We start from the raw sequence: 15,661 nt of genomic DNA, 5'->3' as shown, positions 1-15,661 counted from the left end.
CCTTCATGACGATCCAAGACATTCAGTCGGGAACCGACCGCGGCGTGCCGGCGACGATCGCTCGCGCCGGACTAACGATTGCGTCGTGGCCTTACGGGTTGGCTATCCGCCATCGCAACCGTTCCTATGACCGTGGTAGCCGCGATGTCGCTCAAGCCGGTGTACCGGTGATCTGCATCGGCAATCTAACAACCGGCGGAACCGGAAAGACGCCAATCGTTTGTCACTTGGCCAAGTGGCTTCGTGAAAAAAATATTCGCGTTTCGATTGTTAGCCGAGGCTACCGCAGCAATGAATCGGGAACCAACGACGAAGCCATGGAACTGGCTGACCGTCTACCCGATGTGCCGCATGTGCAGAATGTTGACCGAGTCGAAGCAGCTCGCATCGCAGTCGAGGAATTGGAAACCGAAGTGATCCTTATGGACGATGGCTTCCAACATCGCCGCCTGCATCGCGACTTGGACATCGTGGTGATCGACGCCATGTGCCCGTTTGGATACGGATCGCTGTTGCCAAGGGGATTGTTGCGAGAACCGATTAGCGGACTGGCGCGAGCGTCAGCGGTCATCATCACTCGCACCGATCATGCGGACGAAGCGAGCCTTCAACGAATTGAATCGACGATCGCGACGTATGCCAATGCATCGGTTCCAGTACTTCGCACCCAGCATGCCGCATCGCATTTGTTGACCTATCCTGATCAAATCACCGCGTTGGAAACCATCGCCAACAAGCGAGTAGTAGCCCTTTCCGCAATCGGAAATCCCAAGGCCTTCGAAGACACGCTTCGGGCATGCGGTGCAACGGTGACCGATCAGTTGCGATTCCCCGACCATCACGACTATGCCCGCGAAACGGTGCAAAAGATCCAAGACTTCGCTCGCTCGCAAGGTTCAACCTTCGATCAATTTCTTTGCACTCACAAAGACCTCGTCAAGCTGAAGTGCGATCGCATCGGCGGCAAACCGCTTTCATCGCTGCAGATCGACATGCAATTCGTCAGCGATCCAACCAAGCTGTACGAACTAGTTTCTCAGTGCGTGCAACTTTCTCGTTGAGTGCAGCGGACGTCAGATCAGCAAGCCGCAGATATTCAGTGAAACGCTTCAACGAGCTGGATTTAAAATCATTGAAGCCTTCAACTCTTGCCGTTTTGAGGTTTCACTGCACCGAATCGCTTGATCATTTCGACTTCGTTACCCGTGATGTTGAAGTTGAGTTCATCAGTGAAGCATTGCATCAAAACAAGACCGCGCCCGCTTTCGGTGTCCAACTTCTGGCATTCGTCGCGGCGAGGAACCTTTGCGATGTCAAAGCCGTTTCCGTCGTCGCGAACCAGGAAGCGGATGTGCGTCTTTGTAGCGGTGGCTTCCACATACACCCGCCGCCCCGCGTAAGGCTCGGACACTTTACGTCGTTCGATCAGGTCGCTGGTGGCGTCGTCGTACACAATCGCCCGATGGCTCGGCGTGACCGATGGACCAAGTTCCAAGTTACCTCGGAACATCGCATTCACGATCGCGTGCTCAACGGCCGTTCCTAAACGCACTAGCTCCGTTCCGCTGGCGACCTCCATTCCCGAAGCTACCTGCATCAGCAATCCGATCAGGGGTGAAATTAGCGAGGCATCGTTGGGCATATCGAACTTGAACGTGTTCTCGGTCAACGTTGATATTAGCTTCGAAAAGCTGGTATCGGTTCGGAAGACTCCCAGAACGTCCACGATCGTGTCATTCAAGAGCGTGCTGAGGTGATTCTTGGGAACGTAACCCGCCGCGCCCTGCTGCAGCGCTCGTGACGCTAATTCCTCGGATCCTTTGGCCGTGACCAATACCGCCGGAATGTGTTCGAAGTTCAATTGCATGTTTCGAACCAGATCGAGCCCGTTCATTTCGGGCATATCCAAATCCGTGACGACCAATTCAATGGGATGGGATTCCAGGTATTCCAAGGCCACCTTGCCGTTACCCACGTGATGCACCGTGTGCGATCCCGCTTCGAGAAGCATCCGCATCTCGATGGCTTGGGTGGGACTATCTTCAACTAATAAAACTCGTGCCATGGAATCACCTCATGTTCAACATGCCAGTAAATCGGCTCAGCGCCATCATTGATGCTACCCGATCGAGGTAACGCACGTTGGATGATTCCCAAGTGAATCGAAAGAACACTACGGTACGTTCGATCACTATGGATAACACGTCGACAAGCCGGCACGTCGAAGAGCGAACCCCAAAAACTTGCGACCTTAGGCAGGCGAAATTTGCAGGAACGCAAATCCATAAAAAAACCCCGGCGATCTTCATGATCGCCGGGGCCCTGTTCACACGTTTGGGTTCGCCAAGAAGTCTCTAGCTGCAACCCATGCTGTTGCCACAATTGTGACAAAGGTAGCAGTTCCCGTTTCGAACCGTGATGCTGCCGCAGTTATCACAGCTTGGAGCATCAATTTGGAATCGAGCAAATTGATCGCCTTGTCCGCCACTGGAATCAGCTTCGGCGTGGCCGTTGGAACCGTTGGCATGACCGTTGCCATTACCATTGTTGGACACCTTCTCGGTTAAGCCGGCCATGAAGGTGGCTCGCTCGGCAAGCGCCACTGCGGCACCGGCATCTTCTCGCAAGCCTTCCATTACCGAACTCGTGTTGATTGCGACGACGTTGCCCTCGGGACCGTTGCCATTGCTGGTCTTGTCACCGGTGGGAACTCCGTGCTCATGACCGCTCATGAAGGTTAGGCCCAACCAACGTGCGATGTAATCGACAACACTCTTGGCGATTCGGATGTCCTTGTTGGAAGTGTGCCCCATCGGCTCGAACCGAGTGTGGCTGAACTTGTTGACCAATACTTCCAGTGGCACACCGTACTGCAGTGCGATCGAAAGCGCGGTACCGAAGCTATCCATGATGCCGCCGATCGTTGACCCTTCTTTCGCCATCGTGATGAAGATTTCACCAGGACGTCCGTCGGGATAAAGGCCCACGCAAAGGTAACCCTCGTGACCAGCGATCGTGAACTTGTGAGTCACGCTTTGGCGAGTGTCAGGCAATCGTTCGCGACGCGGCTTGTAAACCACTTTCTCGACCACCTTGGCTGCCGCTGCCGCTGCTGCGTCTTCCGCTTTGCCTTCTTCGCTCTTGGTGTTCAACGGTTGCGATTGCTTGCTGCCGTCGCGGTAGATCGCGATCGCTTTCAACCCAAGTTCCCAACCCCAAGCGTAAGCATTGGCGATGTCTTCGGCCGTCACGTCGTTAGGCATGTTGACCGTCTTGCTGATCGCTCCCGAAAGGAACGGCTGAGCCGCGGCCATCATGGTCACGTGAGCACGCCAATTGATACTACGAACACCGTTGGCTGCTTGGAATGCACAATCAAACACTGGCAAGTGAGCGTCATCGAGCTCGGGCGCGCCTTCGATGGTGTCGTTGGCGTCGATGTAGGCCAAGATGTTTTCAATCTGACCTTGGTTGTAACCGAGCGTTTGCAAACCGCGGCGAACGGTTTGGTTGACGATCTTAAGCATCCCGCCACCGGCAAGCTGCTTGTACTTCACCAATGCGATGTCAGGCTCGATGCCCGTGGTGTCGCAATCCATCATGAAGCTGATCGTTCCGGTCGGAGCCAAAACAGTTGCCTGGGCGTTGCGGAAACCGTACTTCTCGCCGACTTCTAACACCGTGTCCCAAAGCTTCGTTGCAGCTTCCTTCAATTCGGCTGGACCATCGTCGTTGATCTGGTCGCATGCTTCACGGTGCATTCGCATGACGTTGAGCATTGGTTTTTCGTTGTCGGAGTATCCGTCAAACGTACCGACAACACTGGCAAGTTCCGCACTGGTGCGATTGGCTTCACCATGCAGCAACGCCGTGAGCGAACCGCAAACACCACGACCGGCGTCCGAGTCGTACGGCATTCCGGCTGTCATCAAGACGCTACCCAAGTTTGAATAGCCAAGTCCAAGCGGACGATAACGATGACTGTTACGAGCAATCGGCTCGGTCGGATAGCTGGCGTGATCAACCAGAATTTCTTGAGCGATGAAGAACAAACGTGATGCGGCACAAAAACGCTCGGAATCAAACTTGCCATCGTTACCGACGAACTTCATCAAGTTGATCGAAGCCAAGTTGCATGCGGTATCGTCAAGGAACATGTACTCGCTGCAAGGGTTCGATGCGTTGATCGCGCCGCTGTTGGGGCAAGTGTGCCACTTGTTGATCGTCGTGTCGTACTGAACGCCGGGGTCGCCACAGTGCCATGCACATTCGGCCATTTTGTTGAGCAATTCGCGAGCATCGTAGCTTGGCGCATCTTCGGTCGGCTTATCCGTTACCCAGCGGGTTTGCCATTGCTTGCCATCACGAACGGCTTCCATGTAATCGTCAGTCAAACGAACGGAAAGGTTTGCGTTTTGGAAACATACGCTGCTATAGGCTTCGCCGTTGAAGTTCGATTCGTAGCCTTCGCGGATCAACGCGTGAGCCTTCTTCTCTTCGTTCCACTTGCACTCGATGAACTCAAGAATGTCAGCGTGCCAAACCTTCAACGATTGCATCTTGGCGGCGCGACGAGTCTTTCCACCACTCTTCACCACACCAGCGATCGAGTCGTAAACTCGCATGAACGAAAGTGGGCCCGAAGGGGTGCCGCCACCGGACAGTTTTTCACGTTGGCTGCGGATCGTCGACAAGTCCGTACCAGTGCCGCTGCCGAACTTGAACAACATCGCCTCGCTGCAAGCCAGACGCATGATGTCTTCCATGTTGTCCGACACGCTCTGGATGAAACATGCCGAGCCTTGCGGGAACTCGTACGGGTTGTCCGGTTGCGCGGTCGTTTGCGTTTCCATGTCCCAGTGCCAATTGCACTTGTCGCCGGTCACACCGTACTGAGCAAAGAGCCCCACGTTGAACCAAACGGGACTGTTGAACGCACCGTGTTGATGCAGGCACAACCACGTCAGGTCGCGATAGAAACGATCGCCATCTTCCGGCGTGTCGAAGTATCCATCGGCCAAACCCCAGTCGGTGATCGTGCGAGTGACACGGTGGATCAATTGACGAACGCTACGCTCGCGCTCGGTGCTGTTGCCCGGGTCGCCGTAGAAATACTTCGAAACCACGACGTTGGTTGCCAATTGGCTCCAAGACGATGGAACTTCGCAGTTGGTTTGTTCGAACAGAACTTTGCCCGACTCGTCTTTGATCGCTGCGCTGCGAAGGTCCCACTGAACCGTCTCAAACGGCGTTTGATCAGTGTCGGGACAGAACTTGGTGCCAATCTTCAAACCAGCGTTGCCGCGGCGCTGGCGAGTGCCGAATCGCTCGCGAGCGTAATCGACGCCGTGCTCTGAATTGACCTTTTGAATGGCTGGGTCGCCCGATGTGGCGGAAACGTCAGCGGTTGAGAAAGCGGTGGCCATGACTTTGAGACTCCTAAAAGTGTCATCCGTGGGACCGGGAACCGACGCCAAACCTCGCAAATCCGCGCACCTCGAAGCCGTGACCGCTCACGTGCAAACCCCAGTGCAAAGAATCCGTGCGAAACGGCGGCAACCAGCCAAAAATAAGTGCGAACGTGAACAGGTGTCACCCATCCTAGCTAGCGCCTTGAGGCTGCGAAATGGGGAGGCTGGTCGCAGGCATCAATCCTTCGACGCAACCCATCTCGCAGTGACAAGTCAAACCGTTAAGGATTCCCCAAAACGAATTGCAAGCACTACCGGTAGTGCTTTCCGACATCGAAAGCCACTACATGTGGGTGATGTGGGAATCGTAGCGATTTCCAAACGTGCGTCAAATTCATTTTCAAAACCACACCTAAGTACTAACCACAACGAGACTTGCGCCGAACAGGCCAACAGTGAACAGGTTGACACAATTCGCTACCTATCCGACCTAAACCCAGTCTACGTGAAGAGTTAGTAAATTTTGCTAGCAAACTTCGTGAGGCGGTGGAAAAGTTGTTGGAAAGGAAAAAATTCTGGATCGGCCAATCACGGCTCGATGGGCTGGCTCAGTCACATTCTCGCACCTCCGGCGACATGGCTCACCACCAGTTCGAGACCGTTGAAGCGAACGCACTTTTCCGGACCTCAAAACGGACTTACGATCCAATGCTGGCCCCCTAATGATGGTGGGTAGATGCAACTAGCCCGATCACCCACGTCGTCGACGCGTGACTGAGCCGTTTCCCGCTGGTCCGTCAGCCTTCATCCCACAGCCTTCAGGCACGGGAGCTTTCGCAACATTCCGCTTCGCCTAAACCGTTTCAACTTCTTCGTTTCAATCTTTCGGGCGATCCCAACGTCACCTCGACCTTCCACCAACTTCAACTCCAACAACCAGCGATCTCCTTCCCAGCGATCGCACCGATTCCACATAGATCGCACCGGCGCCACCAACTCGGGAATGCCACCAACAGGGGCTCGTCGATTTTTGACACCTTACGTAGACTTAAATGCCTAAGCATTCCGTCTCGTCCTTCTTTTACCCCTCCCAGCATGTCCGGTAGCGAACAAGACATTTACGAAGAACACGTCCTCGATCACTACGAGGATCCTTACCATCGCGGTGCCCTCGCGACGGCCACGCATGCTCATGAGGCCAAGAACCCTCTTTGCGGTGACGTGATCCACGTTGACCTCAAACTCAGCGACGACGGCAAGATCGAAGAAGCTTGGTTTGATGGTGAAGGTTGCGTGATAAGCCAAGCATCGGCTTCGATGTTGATCGAGAAGATCGAAGGCAAGACGCTTGAGGAAGCGCAAGCGTTCACGGCTCAAGAGATGCTCGATTTGTTCGGCCCCAAGTTAACGCCCAATCGCCAGAAATGCTGTCTGCTTTCATGGCGTGTCCTGCAATCGGCAGTGCACTCGCCGGTGGGTGATGACGACGACGATGACAACGACGGCGCACCTCACTTCGGTGGCCCTACGCTGGGCGATGAGTCATAGCTTCGGGTGACCAGTTGCAGATGCCTGCTTTCTCACCACATCACATCAACCAAAATGCTTCATGACCATCCCATCGCCAGCCGTTGAATCTCCGTTAGACGTCGATCGCCTGCGCGCTGACTTTCCCGTTTTAGATCGAACCGTCGCAAGCGGCGCCCCACTTGCCTTTCTCGACAACGCCGCCAGCACTCAGCGACCTCGGCAAGTGATCGATGCGATCAGCGATTGCTACGAGCGTTACTACGCCAACGTGCATCGTGGAATTCATACGCTCAGCGAAGAATCAACCTCGCGCTACGAAAGGGCGCGCGAAACCGTCGCCACGTTTGTGAATGCCGCTCACACGCATGAAGTGATCTTCACCGCTGGCACTACCGCGTCGATCAACACAGTCGCGCGAACTTGGGGCGACGCAAACCTTAAGTCGGGCGATGTCATCCTGCTTACGATCGCCGAACATCACGCCAACATCGTTCCTTGGCATCAACTTGCCGAGCGTACCGGATGCCGTGTGGAGTTCATTTCCGTCGACGAAAACTACAACATCGAAACCGACGTTGTCGCAGCAGCATTGGCGAAACACCAACCCAAACTGTTTGCCTTTGTCGCCGCCAGCAACACACTCGGCACTGAGTTTCCGGTCCGCCAATGGACACAGCTCGCCCATGAAAGTGGCGCAAACGTACTGGTCGACGCTGCTCAAAGTGCTCCGCATCGCCGGCTCGATGTCCAGGACTGGGACGCTGATTTTGTCGCCTTCAGTGGTCATAAAATCTGTGGCCCGACCGGCATCGGTGTCTTGTACGGTAAGGAAAAATTGCTCGAGGCGATGCCACCGTTTCTCGGTGGCGGTGCGATGATCAATGAAGTCACCACATCAGGCTTCACGTGCGCCGCATTGCCGGACAAATTCGAAGCGGGCACGCCGCCGATCGCGCAAGCCATCGGTTTGGAAGCGGCGATCGAGTACGTCCGTGCGATTGGCTTGGACAACATTGCCGCGCATGAACATCTATTGTGCGAGCGAGCTGACTCGGCGCTTCGGGCACTCGATGGCGTGCAAATCGTTGGGCCGACTCCGGATAAGAAGGGTGGCATCGTGAGCTTTCACTTGCCCGGAATTCATGCTCACGATGTTTCGCAGACACTCGATCGCGATGGCATCGCGGTGCGAGCCGGTCACCACTGCACAATGCCGCTGCACCATTTCTTGAACCTAAATTCAACGACGCGAGCGAGCTTTTACTTTTACAACACGCTCGACGAAGCCGATCGTTTAATCGACGCGATCGTGAGTCTGAAAAAGAAGTTTGCTCCGAGCGGTCGACGACGTCGTCGATCGCAAGGGTAGCCGGCAAGGGTAGCCAACAGGGATAGCCAACAGGGACAGTCGGCAAAGACCGGGCGTTCGCCAGCACGCTTCGATCTCTTATCGTCGATGCAGTGTGGGGCTGGCCGAACATCCCATGGCGAGCGATTTGTGTTTAAAAAACCATCTCGCGTCGCCATCACCAAGCCCACGCTTTTCAAACGCTACCACTGGGTTTCGCCAACAAAGATCTGCCCGGCGTTCGGGCATTTCTCGACGTCTGCGCCGCTCATGTTTTCCACGGCCGTCGTGATCACCAGTTTGAGCCGATCCCCGACGGGCACTAACGCTGGACAAGTATTTTGCCGAGACTTAGCGGTTTGCCAAACGCAACGAAGTTCACCGCTGGCTCGATCGTACCAACGCGTTTCGCCGTCCTGAACGTCGCCGGGATGGAACATGGCAACGATAAAACCGGACTGATCGGGCGTCAGAACCATGCCATCGGGAACCGCTGGATCATCAGTCAGGTCAAGTACGACCGTCGGCTCACTCAGCGTTCCCGCGTCAATGTCCAACGTGTACTGCACGATGGTTCGAGTGGGTGAATCGATGTCGAAGAGCACGAGTTCATCGTCGCGCTGAATCACAGCTTTGCCATTGCTGCAAATTTGATCGTTGCGAAGCGTGATTAGTTCTTTATCACGGCCGCGGAAAAAATACAGGCCTGCCTTCTTGGTCGCAAACTCCAAGTCCTTGCAACCAAACACCACGTTGTCGCCAATCATCACTCCATCGTTGATGATCGTGTTGGTGACGTCTTGATCGATACCGTCGACAATCACTTCCCAACTTTGATCGGCCGTGTTGAAGTAACCGAGCGACCGTTCTAAACCGACGATGAACTTCGTGGTTCCAGCGATGGGAAATGCAAACCCGGGACGCCCTGGCAAATCGTATCGTTGGTTCTTCTTCGTCGCCAAATCAAAGACGTTCAAGCTGCCCGTCTTCGCTTCTGATCCATGCTGAATTCCGACCCATGAAAACCGTCCGTCGCCCAGCGGAATGGGGCCTTCGGGCAAGAAACGCAAGTCGTCGGTGTCAGGAAATCCCAGGGGCTGGGCTTGCAGAATTTGAGGCATGGTGTCGCTTGGGCTAAAGATAAAGAACTGACGCGAGGGCCGCAGTTTGCCACGTTTTGGTCGTCGCGAGTAGCCCGTCGATGAAGTGACGATCGAGGTCGTAACGCCAGACGATCGAGGTCGACCCGTGCGAGGGCCGTATTTTGCGGACGCAGTTGCCCATCGCCGCGTGATTGCATCTAAACTGATCCGACACATGCAATTCTTTAGGCTTTCGAACCGGTGACCCCTGATGGCTTCTGATGTAATTTCGCTTTCCTGCGCGTGCGGTAAGACGTTGAAGGTCAAGTCGACTGCGTTGGGCAAGAAAGTTCGCTGCCCCGAGTGCAAAGAATCGGTGCTGGTCGCCCAACCTCAATCGACAACCAATCGACCCGAATCGCAATCGAGCGTCAAACCATCCGACGATCCCGCCGAAACCGGCTCCGCACCGGGCGACCCGTTCGCATTCTTGAAACCAGTCGACTCGGCCTCTGCGGCAACGTCGATCGCTCCGATTGTCGTGGCGGATAAGAAACCAGTGGCCAAGTCCCAGTCTAAAACCACGGCCAAAACCACGGCCAAAAGCAAAGCCAAGGCCAAGACCAAAACACCCCAGGCGCCTGTTCAACCGGCGGTCAAAGCTGCAGTCGATCAATCCCATCCCATCGCTGCCAATCAGGCGGCCGCAGTTTCGCAACCAGTTGTCCAATCACCCCAGCCATCCCAGGCTGCTGGCGCAGACTCCGAAAAGCTCGATGAGGTCGTTGACTTCACGATCGCCAATCCGAAACCTTCGATGCCTCAGCCAATCGCAACCTCCGCGAGTGCAAACCCCTTAATCGCAAACCCCTCAATCGCTAGCTCTGCACGCGAGAGCACGGCCGAGGCTGCACCCGAGAGTGCCGTCGATGCGGATAATCCTTACGCCGCCACGGCCAATCCCGTTTCCGCGAGTGGTGGCCAAGCTTACGACGGCGGCCAAGGCAACTCGTATCCCATGCTCAACTTGATCCGTCGCATCTACAAGGGCCTGGCCATTTTGGTGATGTTGGCATCATTGCTAATGGGAATCGCCATGATGGGAGCCATTCTTTCGCAAGGCGAATCAATCTGGTTAGCGATCTTTACGGGGATCTGGACATTTGGAATGGGAGCCACCATGGGCGTGACCATGCTGGCGGCCTCCGAGGGCATCAAGCTCATGCTCGACATCCAGGCCAACACCTATCGAGCCGCCAATCGCCCGTAAGATCGTCACGACCCAACGATCGTTCTTCGGCAGAACGTAAATCCGGCTGCCGGTGGGCTTGGAGCGTCCAAACCGAGTTGCTAAACTCTGCGACTCGCAAAAGGCGGCATAGCTCAGCTGGTTAGAGCAGCGGAATCATAATCCGCGTGTCGGGGGTTCGAGTCCCTCTGCCGCTACTTCAGAAACCCTGCAATTCGCAGGGTTTTTTTATGCGCCGGCGGTGGTATAGCACGCTTGGCAGAAAAATGCACACCGAAGTGCACAACTTATGCCAATCGAAGAGGCCGCCAGGGTCTGATTCACCCCAGTGGCCGATCATCCTCATCGCTTGAGGAACCCTGAGAATGGCCGTAGCCAACGTAGCCAAAACGCATTACGACGAAGCGTAAGGCAGGAAGCGGTTCAAGAGGCAGCACAAAGCAACGCTGTCGAGTCAATCTCCGGTGCACTGGCAAGCGTCAAAAATCTGCTTGCTTTGGCGAATGACTAGGTTTCCAAGGGGAACGATGCAAGCGACGACAGCGGCGGTTCGAGTGAAACGCTGACGTCATCCTTTGCGATTGCGGTGCGTGGCATCTTTGGCGGGTCGACCGATCCGACCGACCGTTTGAAGGCGGCGACCGACCGGCGACGCCACTGCAGCCAACGTGCTAGGGACGACGGCAAGATAATCCCAGATCAGTGAAGTATCAAACTGTCATCGTCGACCATCGCATTACCGCTTGCAATGGAGCAGAGAAACACGCTCGCTACTACGACTTGGCAGGGTGTTGGCGACATAATTGCGTGCTCCATCTTTGTCGATGCTAGAATTGTCGTGAATGACGAACGTTCGGCACGGGAGCTACGGATAGATCGGTACCACTTGGGTGACGGACACGTCTCTCGTCACACCCGAACCGTTTACGGAGTCGATCTTCCAACGAATGTAGTCTGACAACAATGCCGAATTTTTGTGGTGCACGGCATCAGCAAGGTGGTAGCCATACGATCCAGTGTCATCAAGACAGTGCTCGATTGAGTAGGAAAGAACGCGATCGTGACTCAACTCGATTCGCAAAGTCACAGTGGCTGCCACACCTGTTGGCTCATGATACAAGTCACGCGTGACCTCATGAACGAGTTGGCCTGGTACAACGAATGCAATTGGCCGTTCTTCGAATAATGGAAACCCTGGGGTTCTTGTCGGGCTCCCGGTAATTCCGACCCACGCGACAAGCATTGAAACGAGAGTGCATGCCAAAACGAACAGCAACAAACTGTAACGTGGCGCTGTGCGGCGATCTTTCGTAATCAAGGCACCAATACTCAGGTGCATCCGCTGGTTCATACGTCACCGAAACGTCGTGCTTACCCTTTGGTTGTGGGGACTATTTCACCAACTCAACTTCGCTTGGTCGCCAGGTCTGATCAAGCCACGGTTTTAGGGGGCCATACATACGAAGAATGACGAACCAGCTCTTGCCGGGAATGGTTTCAAGCCAGTTGTTCTCATAGCCTTCTGGGGCTGTTGGAGCGAAGTAGATGTCGGTCGATCCATCGTCATTTTTCTTGATTCCCTTAGTCTGGCTGCCGACGGTTGGGAAAGGCTGGCTGGTTTGCAGCATCGAGCGGGTCTGGGGATCGTAGATCGTGACAGCCCAGAAATTGTTTACCGGCGGGTCGGCGGGAATTCGCAACTTGTAGGTTTTGCTGCCGTCAAAGGGTTGCTTGTCGGCATCGACGTAAGATATGCCATAGTCCGATCCGGTGCCTTCCCGAGGCTTGGCCATGGCGGGAGTCACGGCGGTGTAGGAATAGTAGAACATCACTCGAGCGTCGCTATTCATAGTTCTCCCGTCCGGGCCGTCGAAGAAGACGTTCCGGTTCAGGAAGCCCATAATCCACGAACTGTTCGTGTCGGGATAGATGCGAATGCCCTTCATGTTCATGTCGTAACGGGGGTACCAGACGATTGACCGCGAGGCGGCGTTCCCGATCGCCACTCCGTCGGCGAGGATCTTCTTCATCCGCTCGTCGGGTGCGAACGCCTTGCCTTTCTCGATGCCAATGGCCGCGAAAAGTCCGCGAGTCTCTGGGTCGAGCCATCCCAACGGCTCATACTGGATAATGTCATCGAGGTGATGGTAGAACTCGTCGTTGTTGGGATGAATGGTATTGAAGGACTTGTCCGAGCCGCTGATAAATTTCATCTCAGGCGGGTTGCTGGCCTTGGAGAGCGGATAGACCTTGAGGTTTTGTTTCACATAGTCGCCGGCCGTGCCGAGCCCGTCCGCGATCGAGGCGCGCAAGAAAACCCAAACTCGGTAGCTTCTAGGCCTAACCACTGTGTAGCCCTCGGGGATCTCACCCTCATAGCCCGGTGGAAGATAAAGGTACTTACCCGCTTTCATAAGATCGTTGATGTACCGGAAGTAGGCATCGTTTGCCGCGCCAAGGAGATTGTCCGGTACTTCCACCACAGTCGGGCCGTCCCGCTTTAAGTCGAGATCGGGGATAGCATACAGAGTGGATGTGTTTCCGGTCAGAAAGAGCGACTTCGAGTTCATCAGCTTGTCGAAAATCATGACCTCGTGTGCCTCGACGGCCCCGATGGAACGAGCCCCGTCTATGAGCCCTTTGACCGAACAGGCGGGCTGGCCCTTCAGGAAGGCATCCATTGCCCTAGACGTATCGAGGAAGTCGTAGACCTTTTCCGCAGTCTCATGGAGCGGCGCACCGTCGAGAAACTTCAGCGTGCCGATTGAGGTATCAACTTCGTTCGGAGTTGAAATGGAGTCGAGAACGTGTTGGCTGACCTGCGCGTTGCCAACCGACGGCAGCCAGATTGCATAGAATGCTATGATGCAAAGAGAATATTTCATGAGTGCAGTCTTTTTTTGCCTGGGAAATCCATGGCGATTACGTGAGATGTATCATCGAACACTGATCTGAGCAGCGAACACGCCGCATCACAAGGCGACGGGAGTTCAGGTTGATTTCCGGCTTTCAGTGGCCACCGCCGCTCGCGTGCATCCGATGGTTCGTCGGATCTTCCAATTGACGCTCGGAATCTTATTCGGGAGGCTTAAGGTCTCGCGTCTTCGGGACTATCTTCTTCAACAAGCGACGCACTGTATTCCACGACCTGCCACTTTGGTCCAAATAGCGATTTCCGTAGCTCAACGCGAATGGTCTCCTGACGGTTCGGCTTGCTGCCTTTCAAGCGAACCGTGCCCTGGCTTCCAGCGATTTTGGATGATGTTTCGAAACTCAAAAGCGAAAGTTCATTTTCAGCCCATCCTTGATCAACAGAGTGATCCTTTGCAGCCGTCACTGGGCTCGGAGCAAAATTGTTCATTACGAACGCGCTGGCCAGCAGAGCGCCGAATACGAATAAAACAGCAGAAAGAATCAGAGTCAGCTTTTTCATGGTTGTTTACTACTACGCAATTGTGCCGACGACGCGCGTGAAGCAGTCGGCCGACATAGACTCTCGATTCGCGTATTGAATACTTACCGCTCCGGTCTTCGATATTATCGATCGCTCCGACTTACGACAACGGTATCCGCCATGATAATGCCTGACCTCTGACCTTACAGCGACAATCCACCGAGACGTAAACGATGTGATTTGCGGGGTATCATGGGTTTGCGTTTTGCAAGTCAAACGAGACGATCGCCGCACAACAATCAGCTCTTGAGACGGCCGCAAGGGTAAATGCGAAAATCAGCATCAGAGGTTTGGAAGCGCAAATCATGTTGTTCTTCTCCTATTGTTTGCGATTCAATTCAATGCTCAATCGTTGGCGAACGGTAACGATCACGTGGTTGCCGCGAACGAGTAACCACTTCAATAAACTCAACTCGGCGACTCCCATGCATCGCCTGGTTCGTCGTCCTCACGTCCGCGAAGTAGTAGTGTATCAAGTTCAACGCGAACAGCAAATTCTGCGTCGTACACGCTCGCTGCCGATCGATAGTCACCCACATTGATCAAGCGAGACTTCTCAGCTTCGAGGCGTTCAATTTCGGCACGCATGCGATTGATCGCGAGGTGATCATCGCAATGATCAAAACGATGAGCCATCGCCGCTGGCGAAACTTTCGGGGGTCAAAACTAAGGTGCGATAACGGTTAGGATCACCGAGCCCGGACGATAATCAATTTTTCAAAACACGCTCGCAAGCCGGGCTTCGCGTGCATCCGTTTGTTATTCCGCGGTAGAGTTACCGGTGTGGTTAGAACTATTGCCAACAGAAGTGTCGTCCAATCGTCGCAAAAAGCTAACAATGGGAAAGAGGTTGTCAAAACTCTCCATCCCATGGCGTCTTGCGATTTTGTTGACCTTTGCAATATAGGCACCAGCGGTAGGCGAGTCATGGACGTTGCATTCAAGAATCGCCAAATCTTTGAGTTCCTGTTTGGAGGCCAAAATTTTCATGTATTCGTTTAAGCGTTTCAATTCCACTTCTAACGATGCATTAAATTCCTGTCTAATATGCGAAATTGCCCCGAAGGTAATCATAGTACAGAAGGCACCCAAAATCCCGTAAAACGTATATTGGCTGTCTATTAAATCAATGAAAGGCTCCAGTTCCTCGGCGTTTTCAAAAATTCGATCCACCTCCGTAACAAACTCCTTATCGCTTATTGCCAATGAGTCGAGCAACATTGCAACATCAAGAATAGTTTCGTAATAAACGGCCGCATTGATGATCAAGACAAACAGCATGACGAAAAGCAGTACCAAAGATACGACAACAAAAATGCCTGCCTTTGAGCTGCGGATTCTGGATCGGATCTCAGATTTTCGTTTTACACCATCGACGAACGAGTTTGCGTAGAATCGGCGCACAAAACCGAACCCAAGGCCCCAGATCCACGGGCGCACACGCGTACTAAAGTGCAGCCACAATTTGGGTGCAAGCCACCCGACCAACGCAATAATTGCTGCAGCGACCAGTGAGCTGACAATACCGCCCCAAGTTAAACCGTCCATTCGTCAGTGCGTATCCATAGGAGAGAGTAGAGCGGAACG

General features: G+C 54.2%; 12 protein-coding genes and 1 tRNA gene. 5 read left to right on the top strand and 8 right to left on the bottom strand.

The features are described 5' to 3' along the window. Window positions 1-5 precede the first annotated feature (5 nt). The gene (gene lpxK / locus Pla22_RS13545; protein ID WP_146515085.1) at window positions 6-1,061 is read left to right on the top strand and encodes a tetraacyldisaccharide 4'-kinase; all 1,056 of its coding nucleotides are present in this window, start codon (window positions 6-8) and stop codon (window positions 1,059-1,061) included. A gap of 80 nt (window positions 1,062-1,141) precedes the next feature. On the opposite strand, the gene Pla22_RS13540 is transcribed toward lpxK, so the two are convergent. Next, the gene (locus Pla22_RS13540; RefSeq protein WP_146515084.1) at window positions 1,142-2,065 is read right to left on the bottom strand and encodes a response regulator; all 924 of its coding nucleotides are present in this window, start codon (window positions 2,063-2,065) and stop codon (window positions 1,142-1,144) included. A 289-nt stretch (window positions 2,066-2,354) separates the two neighbouring features. Further along, complete coding sequence (locus tag Pla22_RS13535) at window positions 2,355-5,426, bottom strand: vitamin B12-dependent ribonucleotide reductase (protein ID WP_146515083.1); 3,072 nt, start codon at window positions 5,424-5,426, stop codon at window positions 2,355-2,357. 1,080 nt (window positions 5,427-6,506) lie between these two features. Here Pla22_RS13535 and sufU point away from each other — a divergent pair. Together sufU and Pla22_RS13525 are read left to right on the top strand one after the other, a co-directional pair. Further along, the gene (sufU, locus tag Pla22_RS13530; protein ID WP_146515082.1) at window positions 6,507-6,959 is read left to right on the top strand and encodes a Fe-S cluster assembly sulfur transfer protein SufU; all 453 of its coding nucleotides are present in this window, start codon (window positions 6,507-6,509) and stop codon (window positions 6,957-6,959) included. Between the two features lie 61 nt (window positions 6,960-7,020). Further along, window positions 7,021-8,310 (top strand): aminotransferase class V-fold PLP-dependent enzyme, encoded by a 1,290-nt coding sequence (locus Pla22_RS13525; protein ID WP_146515081.1) that lies wholly within the window; start codon window positions 7,021-7,023, stop codon window positions 8,308-8,310. A gap of 182 nt (window positions 8,311-8,492) precedes the next feature. Here the strand turns inward: Pla22_RS13525 and Pla22_RS13520 are convergent, their stop codons facing one another. Then, window positions 8,493-9,410, bottom strand: a complete 918-nt coding sequence (locus Pla22_RS13520; protein WP_146515080.1) for an SMP-30/gluconolactonase/LRE family protein — start codon at window positions 9,408-9,410, stop codon at window positions 8,493-8,495. Between the two features lie 232 nt (window positions 9,411-9,642). Here Pla22_RS13520 and Pla22_RS13515 point away from each other — a divergent pair, with 232 nt between their 5' ends. Continuing rightward, a complete protein-coding gene (locus tag Pla22_RS13515; protein ID WP_146515079.1) occupies window positions 9,643-10,641 on the top strand; it encodes a hypothetical protein in 999 nt (332 codons plus the stop codon). Between the two features lie 102 nt (window positions 10,642-10,743). Beyond that, window positions 10,744-10,817: transfer RNA gene (locus Pla22_RS13510), tRNA-Met, on the top strand. A gap of 668 nt (window positions 10,818-11,485) precedes the next feature. On the opposite strand, the gene Pla22_RS13505 is transcribed toward Pla22_RS13510, so the two are convergent. The 5 genes from Pla22_RS13505 to Pla22_RS13485 all read right to left on the bottom strand — a co-directional run bounded on the left by Pla22_RS13505 (window position 11,486) and on the right by Pla22_RS13485 (window position 15,622). After that, a complete protein-coding gene (locus Pla22_RS13505; protein ID WP_146515078.1) occupies window positions 11,486-11,707 on the bottom strand; it encodes a hypothetical protein in 222 nt (73 codons plus the stop codon). A gap of 304 nt (window positions 11,708-12,011) precedes the next feature. Then, window positions 12,012-13,505 (bottom strand): DUF1254 domain-containing protein, encoded by a 1,494-nt coding sequence (locus Pla22_RS13500; RefSeq protein ID WP_146515077.1) that lies wholly within the window; start codon window positions 13,503-13,505, stop codon window positions 12,012-12,014. A 203-nt stretch (window positions 13,506-13,708) separates the two neighbouring features. Beyond that, window positions 13,709-14,053 carry a hypothetical protein gene (locus Pla22_RS13495; RefSeq protein ID WP_146515076.1) on the bottom strand — a complete coding sequence of 115 codons (345 nt, stop codon included), beginning with the start codon at window positions 14,051-14,053 and terminating at the stop codon, window positions 13,709-13,711. A gap of 429 nt (window positions 14,054-14,482) precedes the next feature. Continuing rightward, window positions 14,483-14,710 carry a hypothetical protein gene (locus Pla22_RS13490; protein WP_165440642.1) on the bottom strand — a complete coding sequence of 76 codons (228 nt, stop codon included), beginning with the start codon at window positions 14,708-14,710 and terminating at the stop codon, window positions 14,483-14,485. 123 nt (window positions 14,711-14,833) lie between these two features. After that, complete coding sequence (locus Pla22_RS13485) at window positions 14,834-15,622, bottom strand: hypothetical protein (protein ID WP_146515074.1); 789 nt, start codon at window positions 15,620-15,622, stop codon at window positions 14,834-14,836. Window positions 15,623-15,661 lie beyond the last annotated feature (39 nt).

The organism is Rubripirellula amarantea (assembly GCF_007859865.1).
Lineage (GTDB): Bacteria > Planctomycetota > Planctomycetia > Pirellulales > Pirellulaceae > Rubripirellula > Rubripirellula amarantea.
The sequence above is the reverse complement of the archived record's forward strand: the minus strand, read 5'-3'. Positions and strand labels throughout refer to the sequence as shown.